Source organism: Mesorhizobium sp. WSM4820, assembly GCF_055811075.1.
Genome location: NZ_JBVVQN010000008.1, coordinates 183,359 through 201,247, shown reverse-complemented (window position 1 = coordinate 201,247; position 17,889 = coordinate 183,359). Strand labels below are relative to the sequence as shown.

At 63.1% G+C, this 17,889-nt stretch carries 20 protein-coding genes; 8 read left to right on the top strand and 12 right to left on the bottom strand.

Features of this window, described 5'->3' with window-relative positions; genetic code table 11:
- The first annotated feature begins 81 nt into the window (after positions 1 to 81).
- Positions 82 to 1,083 carry a transporter gene (locus AC0L2R_RS15415; RefSeq protein ID WP_473509983.1) on the top strand — a complete coding sequence of 334 codons (1,002 nt, stop codon included), beginning with the start codon at positions 82 to 84 and terminating at the stop codon, positions 1,081 to 1,083.
- 9 nt (positions 1,084 to 1,092) lie between these two features.
- On the opposite strand, the gene AC0L2R_RS15410 is transcribed toward AC0L2R_RS15415, so the two are convergent.
- The 8 genes from AC0L2R_RS15410 to cysS all read right to left on the bottom strand — a co-directional run bounded on the left by AC0L2R_RS15410 (position 1,093) and on the right by cysS (position 8,232).
- Complete coding sequence (locus AC0L2R_RS15410) at positions 1,093 to 1,779, bottom strand: glutathione S-transferase family protein (protein WP_473509981.1); 687 nt, start codon at positions 1,777 to 1,779, stop codon at positions 1,093 to 1,095.
- Between the two features lie 14 nt (positions 1,780 to 1,793).
- Positions 1,794 to 2,714 (bottom strand): EamA family transporter RarD, encoded by a 921-nt coding sequence (gene rarD, locus AC0L2R_RS15405; protein WP_473509980.1) that lies wholly within the window; start codon positions 2,712 to 2,714, stop codon positions 1,794 to 1,796.
- A gap of 83 nt (positions 2,715 to 2,797) precedes the next feature.
- Complete coding sequence (gene cimA / locus AC0L2R_RS15400) at positions 2,798 to 4,420, bottom strand: citramalate synthase (RefSeq protein ID WP_473509979.1); 1,623 nt, start codon at positions 4,418 to 4,420, stop codon at positions 2,798 to 2,800.
- Positions 4,417 to 5,373: a prolyl aminopeptidase gene (gene pip, locus AC0L2R_RS15395; RefSeq protein WP_091590505.1), complete on the bottom strand. Its 957-nt coding sequence runs from the start codon at positions 5,371 to 5,373 to the stop codon at positions 4,417 to 4,419. The genes cimA and pip overlap by 4 nt, the downstream gene beginning before the upstream one ends.
- Entirely contained in the window at positions 5,370 to 5,846 is a 477-nt protein-coding gene (locus AC0L2R_RS15390; RefSeq protein ID WP_473509977.1) for a GFA family protein, read from the bottom strand. The genes pip and AC0L2R_RS15390 overlap by 4 nt, the downstream gene beginning before the upstream one ends.
- Positions 5,843 to 6,334: a GFA family protein gene (locus AC0L2R_RS15385; protein WP_023800739.1), complete on the bottom strand. Its 492-nt coding sequence runs from the start codon at positions 6,332 to 6,334 to the stop codon at positions 5,843 to 5,845. The genes AC0L2R_RS15390 and AC0L2R_RS15385 overlap by 4 nt, the downstream gene beginning before the upstream one ends.
- Positions 6,335 to 6,338: 4 nt before the next feature.
- A complete protein-coding gene (locus tag AC0L2R_RS15380) occupies positions 6,339 to 6,725 on the bottom strand; it encodes a VOC family protein (RefSeq protein ID WP_236386570.1) in 387 nt (128 codons plus the stop codon).
- A gap of 34 nt (positions 6,726 to 6,759) precedes the next feature.
- Positions 6,760 to 8,232, bottom strand: a complete 1,473-nt coding sequence (gene cysS, locus AC0L2R_RS15375) for a cysteine--tRNA ligase (RefSeq protein WP_473509975.1) — start codon at positions 8,230 to 8,232, stop codon at positions 6,760 to 6,762.
- A gap of 389 nt (positions 8,233 to 8,621) precedes the next feature.
- Between cysS and AC0L2R_RS15370 the strand changes: the two genes are divergently transcribed.
- Positions 8,622 to 8,777 (top strand): hypothetical protein, encoded by a 156-nt coding sequence (locus tag AC0L2R_RS15370; protein ID WP_023800743.1) that lies wholly within the window; start codon positions 8,622 to 8,624, stop codon positions 8,775 to 8,777.
- A gap of 79 nt (positions 8,778 to 8,856) precedes the next feature.
- Here the strand turns inward: AC0L2R_RS15370 and AC0L2R_RS15365 are convergent, their stop codons facing one another.
- Positions 8,857 to 9,615: an SOS response-associated peptidase gene (locus AC0L2R_RS15365; protein WP_473509973.1), complete on the bottom strand. Its 759-nt coding sequence runs from the start codon at positions 9,613 to 9,615 to the stop codon at positions 8,857 to 8,859.
- A 126-nt stretch (positions 9,616 to 9,741) separates the two neighbouring features.
- Between AC0L2R_RS15365 and AC0L2R_RS15360 the strand changes: the two genes are divergently transcribed.
- From AC0L2R_RS15360 to AC0L2R_RS15345, 4 genes are all read left to right on the top strand, one after another.
- Positions 9,742 to 10,161: an NUDIX hydrolase gene (locus AC0L2R_RS15360; protein ID WP_473509971.1), complete on the top strand. Its 420-nt coding sequence runs from the start codon at positions 9,742 to 9,744 to the stop codon at positions 10,159 to 10,161.
- Between the two features lie 48 nt (positions 10,162 to 10,209).
- Positions 10,210 to 10,587, top strand: a complete 378-nt coding sequence (locus AC0L2R_RS15355; protein WP_473509970.1) for a TIGR02301 family protein — start codon at positions 10,210 to 10,212, stop codon at positions 10,585 to 10,587.
- 345 nt (positions 10,588 to 10,932) lie between these two features.
- The gene (locus AC0L2R_RS15350; RefSeq protein ID WP_023800747.1) at positions 10,933 to 11,190 is read left to right on the top strand and encodes a hypothetical protein; all 258 of its coding nucleotides are present in this window, start codon (positions 10,933 to 10,935) and stop codon (positions 11,188 to 11,190) included.
- Positions 11,191 to 11,290: 100 nt separating this feature from the next.
- Positions 11,291 to 12,094, top strand: a complete 804-nt coding sequence (locus tag AC0L2R_RS15345) for a hypothetical protein (RefSeq protein WP_473509968.1) — start codon at positions 11,291 to 11,293, stop codon at positions 12,092 to 12,094.
- Between the two features lie 123 nt (positions 12,095 to 12,217).
- Here the strand turns inward: AC0L2R_RS15345 and AC0L2R_RS15340 are convergent, their stop codons facing one another.
- Positions 12,218 to 13,549: a dihydroorotase gene (locus tag AC0L2R_RS15340; RefSeq protein ID WP_473509967.1), complete on the bottom strand. Its 1,332-nt coding sequence runs from the start codon at positions 13,547 to 13,549 to the stop codon at positions 12,218 to 12,220.
- 82 nt (positions 13,550 to 13,631) lie between these two features.
- Here AC0L2R_RS15340 and ygfZ point away from each other — a divergent pair, with 82 nt between their 5' ends.
- Both ygfZ and AC0L2R_RS15330 read left to right on the top strand, forming a co-directional pair.
- On the top strand, positions 13,632 to 14,492 hold the full coding sequence (ygfZ, locus tag AC0L2R_RS15335; RefSeq protein WP_473509965.1) for a CAF17-like 4Fe-4S cluster assembly/insertion protein YgfZ: 861 nt from the start codon (positions 13,632 to 13,634) through the stop codon (positions 14,490 to 14,492).
- Entirely contained in the window at positions 14,492 to 15,124 is a 633-nt protein-coding gene (locus AC0L2R_RS15330; RefSeq protein WP_473509964.1) for an HD domain-containing protein, read from the top strand. The genes ygfZ and AC0L2R_RS15330 overlap by 1 nt, the downstream gene beginning before the upstream one ends.
- A gap of 102 nt (positions 15,125 to 15,226) precedes the next feature.
- Here the strand turns inward: AC0L2R_RS15330 and AC0L2R_RS15325 are convergent, their stop codons facing one another.
- Together AC0L2R_RS15325 and AC0L2R_RS15320 are read right to left on the bottom strand one after the other, a co-directional pair.
- On the bottom strand, positions 15,227 to 16,690 hold the full coding sequence (locus tag AC0L2R_RS15325) for a RimK family protein (protein WP_091590488.1): 1,464 nt from the start codon (positions 16,688 to 16,690) through the stop codon (positions 15,227 to 15,229).
- A gap of 5 nt (positions 16,691 to 16,695) precedes the next feature.
- A complete protein-coding gene (locus AC0L2R_RS15320; protein WP_473509962.1) occupies positions 16,696 to 17,793 on the bottom strand; it encodes a peptidase C39 family protein in 1,098 nt (365 codons plus the stop codon).
- Positions 17,794 to 17,889 lie beyond the last annotated feature (96 nt).

Sequence of the window (17,889 nt, the reverse complement as noted above, 5' to 3'; positions counted from 1 at the left end):
CACGAAAACGGTTCGCCCGTGCTAATAATCACAGTCTAGGTCGCCACCACGCGGCGTATTCGAGAGACTGGCGACGCGATCATGAACATCCCTCTCAATCCAGACGGCAGCGATCTGTCGCCTTACCTGCCGGACGAGCACGGGCTGTTCTTCGTCTATCACTTCACCGCCGAAGGCACGAGAACCAAAGACGCGACCACCACACACTGGACATGGCGCAGCTACCAGGTTTCCGACATGCGCGCCCGCCACGAGATCGCCACCGAGCCGGCTTTGCCGCCGCCGGTGCGCGATGCCTTCCTGTCGGCCGGCCATGGCTGCCATATCGACCTCGAGGGCGACTGGCTGTACGGCGATTTGCCGGACCTGCGCCACGACTATTCGGCGGAGGCGCGCGGGCTTGGCCATTTCCGCTTCGCCTTCAACGACACGATGCTGATCGGCGGCCGCAAGCAACCGCTGCAATCGGTCGACAAGATCCGCAAGGCGATCGACAACGGATCGCGAAAGTTCCGCTCTCCGGCCGAACTGATCGAGGCTGTCATGGGCCAGTCGCTCGACGGCATGACGACGGAACTCGCTGGCCTTGGCGACACGCTCGATGGCATCGAGGACCGCATCGTCTGCGATGCATGGCACAATGAGCGGCAGGCGCTGGTCGATGCGCGCCGGCAACTGGTGGTGATCCATCGGCAGATGGCGACGCTGACCAGCCTGTTCCGCCATCTCGACCATTCGCATCGCAATGACCTGCCTGACGCGATCAACGACATGGCGGCACGGCTTTCGCACCGCGCCCATACGTTGCATCATGACGGCGAGCAATTGCAGGCCCGCGCCCGGCTCTTGCAGGACGAGCTGATGGCCAAGCTGACGACGCAGTCGAACCAGTTGCTTTACATGCTGTCGGTGATGACCGCGGTGCTGTTGCCAATGACGATCATCTCAGGCCTGTTCGGCATGAATGTCGGCGGGCTGCCGCTGGTCGATACGCCGGTGGGCTTTTGGGTGGCGTCGGCGATATCGCTCGCCGTCGCGGTGGTCGTCTATCTGTTCGTTAGGCGGCTGGGGCGCGGGATGTAGCGGCAACCGTTACAAGGTCGCGCGAAAATCCTCGATGACAGTGCCGGCAGCGCGCGCCTCCGCTTCGTGGTTCGGCTCGCGCCACTCCTCTGCAAGGGCTGCCGTGTACCATTCGCGCATCGCCGGCAGAGCCAGCAATCGCGCCGGATAGGCGGCAGCTGCGCCCTCGAAGGACAGTCCGTAGGACGGAACCCTAAACGCCACCGGGGCAAAGAAGGCGTCAACGGCAGTGAAGTGATCGCCAGCCAGGAACGGTCCGCCGAAGTGGCGAAGCCCGTCGTCCCAGAGATCGCCGAGGCGAAAGAGGTCGTGCTTCAGCGCATCCGACATCGGCACCGGCGCGACGCGGACACCGCAGTTCATCGGACAGGAGCCGCGCAAGGCGGTGAAGCTCGAATGCATTTCGGCCGCTGCCGACCGCGCCCAGGCTCGCGCCTTCGGCTCGGCAGGCCAGACGCCAGCGTGGCGCTCGGCCAGGTATTCGGTGATGGCGAGCGAATCCCAGACTGCCCAGCCGTCGTCAATCAGGCACGGTACGAGGCCACTGGGCGAGAACGGCCGGTAGAGGCTCCAACTCGATCCGGTCGGAAACGGTGTCAGCCGCTCCTCGAAGGCGACGTCCAATGTCCGCATCAGCACCCATGGCCGCAGCGACCACGAGGAATAGTTCTTGTTTGCTATGTGCAGAACGTACATCGAAAATCCTCGCTCTAACGCATTGCCGGCCGGATCTCGCGGCCGCGGAACATCGACCAGGAATAGACCGCCAGCGCCGCCCAGATCAGGCCGAAGGCGATGGCCTGGGTGCTGCCGAAGGGTTCGCCGAAAATCAGCACGGCGATCAGGAACACAATGGTCGGCGCGATATACTGCATGATGCCGATGGTGGAGAGACGCAGCAGCTTGGCCCCGAAGCCAAACAGCAGCAGCGGTATGGCGGTGACCGGGCCGCAGCCGATCAGCAGTGCGGTATCGTTTAGGGAACTGGAGACGAAATGGTCCTGCCCGGTGACGATGAGGAAGATGATGTAGCCGAGCGCCGGCACCGACAGCAAAAGCACTTCAAGCAAGAAACCCTGGCTGGGACCGATCGGCAGCGTCTTGCGGAAGAAGGCGTAGGCGGCGAAGGAAAACGCCAGCACCAGCGACACCCAGGGCAGCTTGCCGGCGTCGATCGTCAGCACCGCGACCGCGATGGCCGCCAGCACCACCGCCGTGATTTGCAGCCGGTCGAGCCGTTCGCTGAGCAGCAGCGCGCCGACGACGACGCTGACAAGCGGGTTGATGTAGTAGCCAAGCGCGGTCTCGATAGTACGGTCGACCGCGATGGCCCAGACATAGATGCCCCAGTTGACCGAAATCAGCGCCGCCGTCAGCGCCGCCATGGAAATGATGCGCGGCGAACGCAACGCCGCTTTGAAATCCGCCGTGCGGCCGGCCCAGATCAAAACGGCCGCCGCGATGGGCACCGACCAGACGATGCGGTGCGCGATGACTTCGGCCAGCGGCAGATGTGCGACCGCCTTCATATAAAAGGGCAGCAACCCCCACAGGAGATAGGCGCCCAGCGCCAGCAGGAATCCACGCCGGGCCCTTGAGTCTGCTTCGAGCTGAATCGCATCCATGGCCATGGCCCGACGCTATGCGCCAGCCGCCGGGCCAAGACCATCGCAAAGTTCTGATGGATCAATGGACTTTCGCTGATGGTTCAATCCTACTCCGCCGCGACCAGCCCGGCCATCTCGCGGTTCTTCATCAGCTTGTAGACGATCGAATCCATCAGCGCCTGGAATGAAGCGTCGATGATGTTTTCTGAGACGCCGACCGTCCACCAGCGGGCGCCGGTTGCATCGTGCGATTCGATCAGCACACGCGTGATCGCCTCGGTGCCGCCATTGAGGATACGCACCTTGAAGTCGGCAAGCTCGAGGTCGGCGATCTCGTTCTGGAATTTTCCAAGATCCTTGCGCAGCGCGATGTCGAGTGCGTTGACCGGACCGTGCCCTTCCGCCACCGACATCTTCTCCTCGCCATCGACCAGCACCTTGACGATCGCCTCTGAGACCGTCTTCAGCTGGCCATTGGCGTCGAAGCGGCGCTCGACCATGCAGCGGAACGAGGTGACGCTGAAGAATTCCGGCAGGCCGTGCAGCATCTTGCGCGCCAGCAGCTCGAAGCTGGCATCGGCGCCTTCATAGGCATAGCCCTCGGCCTCGCGCTCCTTGACCACTGATATCAGCGCGTCCAGCCGGTGATCGTCTTTCGGCATTTCGATGCCGCGCCGTTTCAACTCGGCGAGGAAATTGGCCTTGCCGCCTTGGTCCGAGACCATGACCCGGCGGCGGTTGCCGACCGCTTCCGGCGGCACATGCTCGTAAGTGGCCGGCTCCTTGGCCAGCGCCGAGGCATGGATGCCGGCCTTGGTGGCGAAGGCGGAAGCGCCGACATAGGGCGCCTGCGCTTCCGGCGCGCGGTTCAGCAATTCGTCGAAGGCGCGGGACAGGCGCGATATGCCGGCCAATGCTTCGGCCGAGATGCCTGTCTCGAAGCGGTTGGAAAAGGCCGACTTCAGCGCCAGCGTCGGCACGATCGAGATCAGATTGGCGTTGCCGCAGCGCTCGCCGATGCCGTTCAGCGTGCCCTGGATCTGGCGCACGCCGGCCTCAACGGCGGCCAGCGAATTTGCCACCGCCTGGCCGGTGTCGTCATGGGCATGGATGCCGAGATGGTCCCCCGGTATGCCTGCCTCGATGATCTTCTCGACGATGGCGCGCACTTCCGACGGCTGCGTGCCGCCATTGGTGTCGCACAGCACCACCCAGCGCGCGCCGGCGTCGTAAGCGGTCCTGGCGCAAGCCAGCGCATAATCGGGATTGGCCTTGAAGCCGTCGAAGAAATGCTCGCAGTCGACCAGTGCTTCCTTCCCGGCAGCAACCGCCGCCTCGACCGACGCCTTGATCGCCTCTAGGTTTTCTTCGTTGGTGCAGCCCAGCGCGACGCGGACATGGTAGTCCCAGCTCTTGGCGACAAAGCAGATGGCGTCCGACTTCGACTGGACCAGTGCGGCAAGGCCTGGATCGTTCGAGGTCGACACCCCTGCCCGCTTGGTCATGCCGAAGGCGACGAATTTGGCGGTTGCCGTGCGGTGCTTGGCAAAGAAGGCGGTGTCGGTCGGGTTGGCACCGGGATAGCCGCCTTCGATATAGTCGACGCCGAACGCGTCAAGCAGCCCGGCAATGGCGATCTTGTCCTCGACCGAAAAGTCGATGCCTGGCGTCTGCTGGCCATCGCGCAGTGTGGTGTCGAAGAGATGGAGGCGCTCGCGGCCCATGATCATTTCCCCGCAAACTTGTCCGTCGCCCGGATCAGCCGGTCGAGGATGCCCGGCTCCGAATAGGCATGGCCGGCACCCTCGACCAAGTGGAAGTCCGCCTTCGGCCACGCCTTGTGCAGCGCCCAGGCGTAGCGCGCCGGGCACGGCATGTCGTAGCGGCCATGGACGATGGTGCCGGGGATGTCCTTCAACTTGAAGGCATCACGCAGCAGTTGCCCTTCCTCAAGCCAGCCAGCATGGACGAAATAATGGTTCTCGATGCGGGCGAAGGCCACGGCGTAATCGTCTTCGCCAAACCGGCTGCTGGTTTCCGGATCGGGCAACAGCGTGATCGTCTCGCCTTCCCACAGGCTCCAGGCGCGGGCGGCCTCGACCTGCGCCTTGCGGTCGCTGCCGACCAGCCGCTTGCGATAGGCGGCCATCATGTCGCCGCGCTCGCCCTCGGGGATCGGCGCCAGGAAGCGCTCCCATTTGTCGGGGAACATTTCCGAGACGCCGAACTGGTAATACCATTCGAGCTCCGCGCGCGTCAGCGTGTAGATGCCGCGCACGACCAGTTCGCTGACCCGCTCGGGATGCGTCTCGGCATAGGCCAGCGCCAGCGTCGACCCCCACGAGCCGCCGAACACCAGCCATTTGTCGAAGCCGCACATGTCGCGCAGGCGCTCGATGTCGGCGACCAGATGCCAGGTGGTGTTGGCCTCGAGCGAGGCGTTGGGCGTCGACTTCCCGCAGCCGCGCTGGTCAAACAGGATGACATCGTAAAGCTTCGGATCGAACAGCCGTCGGTGCTTTGGGGAAATGGTGCCGCCCGGTCCGCCATGCAGGAACACGGCCGGCTTGGCGCCCCTGGTGCCGGAACGCTCCCAATAGACCTGATGGCCATCGCCGACATCGAGCATGCCTGAGTCGAAGGCCTCGATCTCCGGATAGAGGCTGCGCAGGTCATTGCTCATAATTTCAGGCCCTGCTGCGGCCAATTGGCCGTCTCGTGATCCGGATGCTGGAAGGAGATGATCGATTCCTGCCTTGTGTAGTAGTCAGGATCGTCATGGACCGGCGCGTCGAAGATCTTCTCCACCCAAGGCAGCCGGGCGGCGTAGTTGACCTGGATCTGCGGTGAGAGGTCGGAGCGATCGTCAAATGCGCCGATGGCGATCTCGAGCCCGCCAGGCTGCCTGTAGGTCAACGGCGTGCCGCAGCGGCTGCAAAAGCCGCGATCGATGTTGACCGACGACTGGAAATAGCTCGGCTCCTCGCGCACCCATTCGACACCGTCCTTCGGCACCGTCACCAGCGCGCCGAAGAAGGAACCGAACTGTTTCTGGCACATGCGGCAATGGCAGATGGAAGGGCGTCCAAGCGCCCCACGAATGCGGAAACGCACGGCGCCGCACTGGCAGCCGCCGGTTCGAAAGGTTTCGGTCATGATCTTTCCTCCGGCGGCCATTGTTCGGTGTCGTGGTCGGGGTGCTGGTAAGAAACGAGATCGGCGAGATAGGAGGACGACGAAACATCGGCCATCGTCTCCTCGCCAGGCAATTCGTGGATGTGATCGACATAGGGGAGTTTTGCTTCGGTGCCCCACTGGATGGTCGGCGCGATCTCCTCCGCATGGTCGAAGGCCGCGATGGCGAGTGCGATGCCGTCGGGCGCCTCGAAAGTCAGCGGCGTGCCGCAATCGGCGCAAAAACCGCGCCAGGCGGCGTTGGAGGAACGAAAGCGTTTGGGCACGCCGCGCGTCCAGTCGAGTTTTGCGCCACGCACCGACACCAGCGGCAGGTAGAAATTGCCGCTTGCTTTCTGGCACATGCGACAATGACAGACGGAGGCGTCGCCCAGCGCGCCTTCGACACGGAAACGCACGGCGCCGCACTGGCAGCCGCCTGTGTAGACCGGTCTGTTATCCAGGCTCATCACTTCACTCCGGGGCATGGCAGACGGCTTCGACATTGTTGCCGTCGGGGTCGAAGACAAAGGCGCCATAGTAGTTCGCGTGATAGTGCGGACGAAGGCCCGGCCCACCATTATCCTTGCCGCCGGCGGCGATGGCGGCGGCGTGGAAGGCATCGACTTCAGCGCGGCTGCGCGCGGTGAAGGCGACATGCTGGCGGTCCTTCGGCTTGTCCTTGCCTTGATGCAGCCAGAAGACCGGCCGGTCGCGGCCATAGCCGCCGACCTTGGCGCCACCGGTGTATTCCTGCGGCACCATGTAGAGCAGCGAGGCACCGAGCGGCGCCATCGCCCTGTCGTAGAAAGCTTTCGACACGTCGAAATCGGAAACGGTGATGCCAAGATGGTCGATCATGGAACTACGTCCCTTGCTGGTTCGCCGGCCGCCCTCATCGCTTTACCTCCCACGTCGTCACGCGCTCGCCGGTGACCGGATCCTTGCCGTCCTTCAGTTGCACGCCTTGCGCCAGAAGCTCGTCGCGAATGCGGTCGGCCTGGGCCCAGTTCTTGGCGGCGATCAGTTCCAGGCGCCTGGCGATGGCCCTGGCGATGGCATCTTCATCAACCTTGGCCGGCGCAACGTCGAAGCCGAGGAACGACAGTGCCGCCTTCAGCGAAGCGGCAGCATCGTTGCCCGCGGCGGCAGCGTTGCCGCCACAGGCAGCAATGGAATCCACAGCCTCGCCGGCCAGTTGCGTCAGCACCTGGAACGCAGGATAGGTTGCGAGATCGTCCGACAAGGCTTCCACCACTTCGACCGGCAATTGCTTGGCCGCCGCCGGTGCCAGGTCCGCCGCCCGCTTCCATTTGCGCAGCGTATTTTCCGCCTCTTCCAGCTTGCGCACGGAAAAGTCGATCGGCTCGCGATAATGCGTCATCAGCATCGCCAGCCTGAGCACCTCGCCCGGCCACTTGCGGCCGCCAAAGGTCTCCGTCTCCAGCAACTCGTTGATCGAGTAGAAGTTGCCCAGGCTCTTGGACATCTTCTGCCCCTCGACCTGCAGGAAGCCGTTGTGCATCCACACTTTTGCCATCACATCGGTGCCGTGGGCGCAGCGCGACTGTGCAATTTCATTCTCGTGGTGCGGGAAGATCAGGTCGAGCCCGCCGCCATGAATGTCGAAGACCTCGCCGAGATAGGCGGCCGACATCGCCGAGCACTCGATGTGCCAGCCCGGCCGGCCCCTGCCCCACGGGCTGTCCCAGCCCGGCTCTTCCGGCGAGGACAGCTTCCACAGCACGAAATCGCCAGGGCTCTTCTTGTGCGCATCGACGGCAACGCGAGCGCCGGCCTGCTGCTCGTCGAGTTTGCGTTTCGACAATTGGCCGTAGTCCGGCATCGAAGCTGTGTCGAACAGAACTTCGCCTGCCGCAACATAGGCATGGCCGCGTTCGATCAAGCGTTGAATCAAGGAGATCATGTCGACTTTGCCATCTGCGCGCGGCTCGACGAATTCAGTGGCCCGCGGCTCGACCGTAGGTTGCAGGCAGCCGAGCGTCGCCACATCCTTGTGGAACTGGTCAGCGGTCTTTTCGGTGACCCGCCGGATCGCCTCGTTCAGCGACAGCTTTCCCGAGGCAATCTCGGCGCCGAAATCGCGCAGTGCGCGGTCGTTGATCTTGTCGTCGACATCCGTGATGTTGCGCACATAGGTGACGTGCGCTTGCCCGTAGAGATGGCGCAGCAGACGAAACAGCACGTCGAAGACGATCACCGGCCGCGCGTTGCCGATATGGGCAAAGTCGTAGACCGTCGGGCCGCAGACATACATGCGCACATTGCGCGGATCGATCGGGAAGAAATCCTCCTTGGTCCGCGTCAGCGTGTTGTAGAGGCGCAGGCCCTTCGATGCGTCAGACATTCGTGCCTTCCCGGTGCGTTACTTTTTGGTTGGGGCCACTTGCGCCGAGACGCAAATCAGCCACCAGCCTGCTGGCCGGGGCGTTTGTCCACTCTAGAACGAAGATAGGCGAAAACGTCCGGACCAGCGCGAAGCTAGCCAATAATGCAGATGCCACAAATGGCGAAAGACGTTCTCATGAGCGGCTTTATCGCCTCAGCCAGTGTTGCCGTCAAGTCGCAACTTTCGGCAAAAGAGCCGCTGGATCACAGGTAATGACGCGGTGAAACATTTTATTAAACATCTCGGCACAGTCATGAAACATTCACCGGCTAGATCAGCAGATGTCACGATTTGGTCGGATTCGACCAGCAAACGCGGACACGAAGACGTTACCAGGGAAGAGAAAAATGCCTCGAGCCAAGCAGGACTCCAGCAGCGCCAAGCAACCGGCGCTCGCCAGCCAATACCGGGCGATCGGCCCGGCCGCGATCGTCGCCGCCCTTCTCCACACAGCGAAGAAGAAGAAGCCGGTGCAGAAGATCACCTCGCCGCGCGCTGCCTGATGTGACGTGCGGCCGGCGGGTTCGCCCGGAAATAGCAGCGCCGGCAATGAAGGCGCTGAAGCGCTCCAGAAAATAGCAGCTACTGCTGAAACAAGCTCATCTGACTGTCGTCGGCGCCCGGCTTCCGGCGCCTGGCCTTCTTGAATTCCGGCCACCTTTCCTGAATCTCCGGTCCGGTGTTGGCGACCTTGTTGACGAGGTCGGAAACCGGGACGGCCTCGAAGAAATCGAGTTGTGCCGGTCTGAGCAGGTCGGCCACGTCGCGCGGCTCGCGCGCGCGGCAATCCAGCCAGCGGGCGAAATCCTGCGGATCTATCACCACCGGCATGCGGTCGTGGATATGGGCAATGTCGCCATTGGCGCTGACGGTCAGGATGGCGCCGGTGTCCATCTCCGAACCGCCCGGCTCGGCATAGGTCTCGATCAGTCCGGCGAAGGCGACAAGCCCGCCATGCTTCGGCCGCACCCAATAGGGCTGTCCCCTCTTGCCGCCTGATTGACGCCATTCGTAGAAGCCGGAAGCCGGCACCAAAGCGCGGCGATGGCGCATGGCGGCGCGAAACGAGGCCTTTTGCGCGGCTCCCTCCGAGCGCGCGTTGAACAGCAAAGGAAACTCACGCGTGTCCTTCACCCACGCCGGGATCAGCCCCCAGCGCACCAGCATCGGCTGCCGGTCTGGAAGGTTCGAGCCTGGCGCCCGCGGCACGCCTGCAATCGCCATCAGCACCGGCTGCGTCGGTGCGATGTTGTAGCGGGGCGGGAAATCCTCCAGTTCTGGCAGACCGAGAAAAGCGGCGGCCCGGTCCGGCGTGGCGGTCAAGGCGAAGCGTCCGCACATAAGCTAAAAACTCGTTGGATTTGGTCGGATGTGAAGGTGGCGATGGAACCGGCGCGGCGCAACCGCTAATGCTTGCTCTCGCCGACCGGTCCACAACCGGCTGCGGCAAATGGCGATCGGAGATCCATGGACGAGATGCGCAAAATACTCCCAGCTGTATCGGTCGCCATTGTCCGCGGCAACACGGTGCTGCTGGTCAAGCGGGCGCGGCAGCCTTCGCAAGGATTCTACGCGTTTCCAGGCGGCAAGGTCGAGGCCGGCGAAACGCTGGAACAAGCCGCGCAGCGCGAATTGCTGGAGGAAACCGGGTTGCATGCGCACAACTACCGCCGCCTTCGGGAAATCCACATCGACGGCGGCAGCGACGGGCACCCGGTCGACTATCTGCTGACGGTATTCGGCGCCACCTATGCCGGCGGCGAGCCCGTGGCCAGCGACGACGCCGAGACCGCCGCCTTCTATACACTCAGCGAAATGACGGCGCTGCCGATTGCCGCTTCAGTGTTTGCCGTTGCCGACGAATTGCTCAGGAATACAGGCGCGTAACCTCCAAAATCGCCTTGCAGGCGACAAATTGTTTGGCCACATAGATTTATGATCCGCACATCGGTTTTCCTTGCAGCTTGCCTCGCCGCCAGTACGGCAATCGGGGCGCGGCCGGCCATGGCCGCCGAGTCGCCGTTCGAGCCGGGGCTGATGCGGCTGGCCGAGGTGCTTGGGTCGCTGCATTTCCTGCGTAATCTGTGCGGCGAGAAGGGCGACCAATGGCGGGTCGAGATGGAGAAGCTGATTGCTTCGGAAAACCCGAACCCGGAGCGGCGCGCCAGCTTCATCGCCAGCTTCAACCGCGGCTACCGCTCCTTTGGCGGCACCTATACACAGTGTACCGCCTCGGCGACCGAAGCCATCAGCCGCTACATGAAGGAAGGCGAGACGCTGTCGCGCGACATCGCCTCGCGCTACGGCAACTGAGCCTGGCTCCCCCTGCTTGTGTCCCGGCCCGCTTGTGTCCCGGCCCGCTTGTGTCTGGTGCGTCTTGGTGCAATTGTTGTGTTGCACTTCTGCAACGGTGTTAACAAAACGTTACGGCGCGGATGTGGAATTAACTCAAACTGAAGGTTTTAATCCCGCTCGCCGGCCTAATCGGCTAAGTTTTGAATCGGATCGAACGCAGGTTTGCAAAACGTGACGAACCCTTGTCGAAACGACCCCAGAAATGTCGTATTTACAAGTACTTACTTAACCTGCGAGTAAAAGGGACAGCCCAAGCCTGATCCGCATCCGCCGGATCGCCGCTTGAAAAGGGTGGACATCGCAATGGAACATGGCGTCAACGACATCGACGCGCTGGTCAGGGAAGAAAAGCGCCTGACTGCAGTGGAAAGCCACAGCGAGGCCTGGGCGGAAGGGCTTTCGGCCGGAATCGAGACGGAAATCATTGCCGAGGCGGCCCTCGAAACCGCGTTCGGCGAGATGCTGCGCGCCAATGGCGAGACCTCAGCCCTTGCCTTGCTCGACCGCATGCGTGAAAAGGTGATAGCTGGGGCCTTCGAGCCGGGACGGCTGAGGCACTGATTGGCATCAGGCTCTTCGATGACGGCGTGCCGCTTGGGCGTCATGCCCCGGGCACCTGGGCGGGCCTGGGCAGCTGGACGGAATCATGGAGAGGCAGGCGGTGAATTCTTCGACGTCAGGCCAGCCGCGTGGCTTGGCCCTCAGCATCCGGCTTGCCGCTTTTTGCGCCGCGTTTCCGCTGGCGCTTTGCCTCGCAATCAGCCCCGCCTATGCTTTGAGTGAAATCAAGCGCGAGGACCTGCCCTCGCCAGTCACGCCGCCCGCCGACGACGGCATGTCGCCGCCCGGAACCGCGGTGCCGACGCCCGGCCCGCTCGGCGCGACGCCGCCTGCGGCGAGCCAACCGACGCCACCCGACGAACGGGAACAGGTCGAACCGGGCGGGCCAACAGACGATGGTGGCATAGCCAATCCGCAAGTCGACCCGGATGAACCCTTGCCCGAGGTCGTCTACGATCTCGGCAAGCTGCCGGAGCCGGTCAGGCGCATGCACGATTTGATTATCGGGGCCTGCAAGAGCGGCGACATCGAAAAACTCCGGCCGCTGATCGGCCAGGGCGATGCGATGACACAATTGTCGCTGGCCGAGATCGAAGGCGATCCGATCACCTTCCTGAAAGGGCTTTCGGGCGACGCGGAAGGCCAGGAAATCCTCGCCATCCTGGAAGAGGTGCTCAGTGCCGGCTATGTCCATGTCGATGTCGGCACGCCGCAGGAGCTCTATGTCTGGCCATATTTCTTCGCACTGCCGCTGGACAAGCTCGACGCCAGGCAGCGGGTCGAGCTGTTTAAGATCGTCACCGCAGGCGACTATGACAGCATGAAGCAGTTCGGCGCCTACATCTTCTACCGCGTCGGCATCACCCCGGATGGACAGTGGACGTTTTTCGTCGCCGGAGACTGAGCGGCATAGCCTCTCCTACCCTCAAGCCCGCCCAGAGCATAGGAGTGGATACCGGTTTTGGGAAAATCCGATGCTCAAACAGAAGATAAGCGGCGGGACGATGCGATTTGAAAGTCCGCCGCTCTATACCGCCAGCGCCTCGGAAAACTCCACCGCCCGACCCTGTCCTGGGGTGACGATCTCGCCTTCCCACATTACGCGCCGGCCGCGCACGATCGTGCCGACCGGCCAGCCGGTGACTTGCCGGCCGTCGTAGGGCGTCCAGCCGGCCTTCGAGCCTGCCTGCGCATTGGTGATGGTCTCGCGGCGCTTCAGATCGACGATCGTGAAATCGGCGTCGTAGCCGGCGGCGATGCGGCCTTTCCTGGCCATGCCGAAGATACGCTGCGGGCCGTGGCTGGACAGGTCGACGAAACGCTGCAACGTCAGCCGGCCGGCATTGACGTGATCGAGCATGATCGGCACCAGCGTCTGCACGCCGGTCATGCCCGACGGCGAGGCCGGGTAGGGTTTCGCCTTCTCGGCCAGCGTGTGCGGGGCGTGGTCGGAACCCAGCACATCGACAATGCCTTGCGCAATGCCGCGCCAGATGCCGTCGCGGTGGCGCGATGCGCGCACCGGCGGGTTCATCTGGATCAGCGTGCCAAGCTGCGCATAATCGTCCGCGCTCAGCGTCAGATGATGCGGCGTCGCCTCGCAGGTCGCGACGTCCTTGTGCTGTTCGAGGAAAACAATCTCCTCGGCGGTCGAGATGTGCAGCACGTGGATGCGGGCGCGAACCTGGCGCGCAATGCGCACCAGGCGCTCGGTGCAGCGTAAGGCGGCGATCTCGTCGCGCCACACAGGATGCGAGGCCGGGTCGCCCTCGATGCGTTCGCCGAGCCGCTCGCGCAGCCGGAATTCGTCCTCGGAATGGAAGGCCGCACGGCGGCGCGTATTCCTCAGGATCGAGGCGACGCTTTCATCGTCCTCGACCAAAAGGTCACCGGTCGACGAGCCCATGAACACTTTTATGCCGGCAGCACCGGGTAGCCGCTCAAGGTCGCCGGCGTCCTTTGCGTTTTCGCGGGTGCCACCGACCCAGAAGGCAAAGTCGCAATGCATGCGGCCGGTGGCACGCCGAACCTTGTCGGCAAGCGCTGCTTCGCTCGTGGTCAGCGGGTTGGTGTTGGGCATCTCGAAGACGGCGGTGACGCCGCCCAGCGCCGCTGCCCGCGAACCTGTCTCCAGATCTTCCTTGTGCTCCAGCCCCGGCTCGCGGAAATGCACCTGGCTGTCGACGACGCCCGGCAGGATGTGCAGGCCGCGACAGTCGACCGTTTCGCCAGCGGAAGCCTGGCCGAGATCGCCGATAGCGGCGATGCGCCCGCCGTTGATGCCGATGTCGCGCCGGCCTTCGCCGTCGTGGTTGACCACCGTGCCGCCTGTCAGGATGAGGTCGTAGGTCGTGGCCATGCTGATCCGGTCTCTTGCGGGGGGAGTGCCAGCGGCTTACGTAATGGCCGACCGTTTTGCAAGATCAGGTTCTTTTCCGCCCATGCCTTTTGCCCAGTTGAAAGACCGCGCGCTCGTTTCCGTGTCAGGCCCGGATGCCGAGAGTTTTTTGCAGAACATTCTGACCACCGACCTCGACGCGCTGGCTGCCGGCGAGGCAAAGCCGGGCGCTTTGCTGACGCCGCAAGGCAAGATTCTGTTCGACTTCCTGATCTCCCGCGCTGGCGAGAATTTGTTCCGGCTTGAATGCCGATCCGATATATCAGACGATTTCATGCGCCGGCTGATGCTCTACAAATTGCGGGCCAAGGTCGAGATCGCCAAGGCAGATCAGGGACTTGTCGCTGTTGTTTGGGGGAATGATTCAACTGCTTCGCAGTTTGATTCAACGCCGGTTGCCGATGCACGGTTCCGCGACGCAGTCGTCAATCGCTTTTATGACGCCGCTGCCGCCGGCGGCGACCCGGCCGCATGGCAAGCTCTGCGCATCGCCCATGGGATTGCCGAAAGTGGCAGCGACTATCAGCTCGGCGACGCCTTCCCGCATGATGTGCTGCTCGACGAGATCGGCGGCGTCGGCTTCAGGAAGGGTTGCTATGTCGGCCAGGAGGTGGTTTCGCGGATGCAGCATCGCGGCACCGCCAGACGGCGGGTGCTGATCGTTTCGGCCGAACGGCCCCTGCCCGCTCCTGGCACAGAGTTGACAGTTGCAGGGCGACCGGTCGGCACGCTTGGCACGGCCGCCGGCACGGCGGGCCTCGCCATAGCCCGCATCGACCGCGTCAAGGCAGCGCTCGACGCCGGCCAGCCGATCATGGCGGATGACGTCCCGGTGTCGCTCACCATCCCGGCCTGGGCGAAATTCATCTTCCCGCAGGAACCCGTCGGCGCGGAGGAGGCCTGATGGCGGCCGACCGTCCCGGCGCGCCGCCGCGCGCCTGGCAGCGCATGCTGTCGGGCCGGCGGCTCGATCTGCTCGACCCCTCGCCGCTCGACATCGAGATTTCGGACATCGCCCATGGGCTTGCCCGCGTCGCCCGCTGGAATGGCCAGACCATCGGCGATCACGCCTTTTCCGTCGCCCAGCATTCGCTGCTGGTCGAGGCGCTTTTCGGCGAGCTGGTGCCGGACGCCCCAGCCGATGCGCGGCTGGCGGCTTTGCTGCACGACGCGCCGGAATATGTCATCGGCGACATGATCTCACCGTTCAAATCGGTGATGGGCGGCAGCTACAAGGAGTGCGAGCTGAGGCTGCAGCGTGCCATCCATCTGCGCTTTTCGCTGCCGGTCGAACCTGTTGCGGGCCTGCGCAACGAGATCAAGCGCGCCGACCAGATCGCCGCCTATTTCGAGGCGACGCTGCTTGCCGGCTTTTCGACCGCCGAGGCGACCGAATTCTTCGGCCGGCCGCGCGGCTTCAATGCCGACCGCTTCGATTTCACCCCGCGTTCGGTGACCTGGGCGCAAAACGCGTTTCTCAAACGGTATGCGGCAATCGAGAAATCGCGGCGCCAAACAGTGCAGCCGGCCGACTGAAAAACGCTGAGGGGATACAGCGCCGTGTTCGGGCGGGGAGCCGAAGGTGTGAGCCTGCCGCGACGGATTGAAGGCCGGGGCGTCGATCGGATAGAATCCCTGCTACCGTCCCTGTCGGTCGAGCCGCTCCAGGAACCACTGCGTCAGCCGCACCCATACCTCGTCTTTTTCGCCAGAGTCCTCCCAGCCATGATCGAGGTTGGGATTATCGTTGACCTCTATGACGAAGACACCGTCCTTGGTCTCTTTGAGGTCGACGCCGTAGAGGCCATCGCCGATGCAGCGCGCCGCCCTCACCGCCGTCTCGACGACATGGGCCGGCGCCTCCTTCAAGGTGAAGGTCTTGATGCCGCCCTGGTCGGGCTTGCCGTTGGCCTTGTGGTTGACGATCTGCCAGTGCTTCTTGGCCATCAGGTAGTGCACGGCAAACAGAGGCTGGCCGCCGAGCACGCCGACGCGCCAGTCATATTGGGTCGGAATGAATTTCTGTGCGATCAGGAGATCGGAATCCTCCAGCCATTCGGTGGCAAGCGTCTTCAGCTCCTCAAAGGTGGCGCATTTCTTGACGCCGCGTGAAAACGACGAGTCCGGGATTTTCAGCACCAGCGGAAAGCCCAGCGTCTGCGCCGCCACTTCAAGGTCCGAGATGCCGGCGATCATCACCGTCGGCGGCACCGGCACCTTGTTGTAGGTCATCAGCTCGTTGAGATAGACCTTGTTGGTGCAGCGGATCATCGACAGCGGATCGTCGATGACCGGCATGCCTTCCTGCTGGGCGCGGCGCGCGAAGCGGTAGGTGTGATTGGAGATCGAAGTCGTCTCGCGGATGAACAGCGCGTCGTAGTTGGCGAGCTTGGCCAGATCCTTTTTGGTGATCGGCTCGATTTCGACGCCCATCTTCTCGGCGATCTTGGCCCAATAGCGCAGCGACGAGATCTCCGATGGCGGCAACTCCTCATGCGGATCGACCAGCGTGGCGAAGGTGTAGCGCGCCGGCGTGCGGCCCTTGGTGTCACGCCACTCGCGGCTGGTGTAGGTCTCAAGGCACTGAAGAAAGCGCTTTTCTTCCTCCTCGGTCATCCTGGCCAGCGGATGGAAGCCGATCTTGCGGATCGAGGCCCATTCAGCGCTGTCCGTGATGTGGACTTCCAACGCCGGCGCCCGGAACCAGTCGAACAAAAGCTTGGCGAATCGATCCCATATCTTCGACGAGCCGATGCCGAAGAAGATGCAGACTTTTTGCGGAAAGGCTCCGCCCAGATCCTTGCGGCATTTGTTGAGTGCGAGTTCCAGCTCCGGCAGCGCATGCTCGTAGAGCTTGCGCTCGGACAGGTCGATCATCGTCTCGACCGTCGGAATGACCTTGTGACCGCGCGAACCGGCGAGCAGCGAGGCATAGTAGCCGCGGCTTTGGTAGCCGTAATTGTTCGACAGGTTGATGACTTTCGGCCGTTGGCCGCGAAACAGCGCCGGATGCGCAAGATAGTCGCGATTGGTGATGATCTTGTGCGGTGTCGCCACCTGATCGAGATCGTTCTGCCGGCCGGTAAGGATGACCCAGGTCATTGTCTTCAGCGCTTTCCGAGGATTATGGCGGCACGCAATCCATCGCGGCCGAATTGCGCCATGTTCATGAAGATGCCGTAAGGCACCGGAATGTTGGCGGCATCAAGGATGGTCTCCTGTCTCTCGTCTTCGACCCAGGGATCGTGGATCAGGATATGGTCGCCATCGTCGCCGATGGCCAGCACCCAGTGCGGAACCTTCTTGCCGAACATAAGGAAGCCGCTGATCAGGACCAACACCAGTTTTCCTTCTGCGATTGCGGTGCGGATATCGTCGATGGCGAATGGACGGTAATTCACCGGGATGCCGTAACGTTCCGCGCGCCGGCGAAAGTCGACCTGCGCCAGTTCCATCACGCGGCGCTTGTCTTGGCTGCGCACCGACTGCAGGAACAGCGCACCATGGAAGGAGACATATATCTCGGCAGACAGCCCGCTTTCGTGGCCGGCAACGGCGAGGCCGAACGGCTCGCAGCCGCCCGGCCCCGACATCATGAAAACGGTGGTCGACTCGCGCCACAAACGGATTTCCATCACCGGGTCGGGCACGAAGCCGGCATCGAAATTGGCCATCGCCATCATCAGGCAGCACGGGCCGCAGGTGAATTCGCAGGTCTGCTGGTAGAACGGCACCCTGGTGGCGACCGGAATGTCGCCGCGCAGGGTCTTTTCGTAGCGCAGCGCCGTGGCGCCGTCCTCGTAATAGCCCGGTTCGCGGCCGATCTTGCGGTAGCCGCTCTGCTCGTAAATGCGGATGGCTCGGCTGTTGTCCTCGCGCACCTCGAGACGCAGCATCATGCGGTTGTGCTCGAAGGCGGCTTCCTCGGCCCGTTTCAACAGCATGCGGCCAATGCCGAGCCCGCCGAAAAGCGGACCGGTGGCAATGGAATAGAGCCGCGCGACTCCGCTGCCCTTGCGAAACAGCACGACCGCATAGCCGGCGATGCGGCCGTCGTTTTCGGCAACCAGCATCTCGGCGGTCTCGCGTTCGATCAACTGACGAAAGGAACGGCGGGAAATGCGGTCGCCAGAGAAAGCAGCTTTTTCGATCGCCGCGAGGTCATCGACGTCGGACGCGCGGGCCGTGCGGATCTCGGCAGGCATGCGGGCTTGGAAAACCTCGATTGGATTCTTGGAAAGGCCTGGTCAGAAGTGTCGACAACACAGCCGAAGCGCCAGCATCCGTCAAGCGCTATCGCA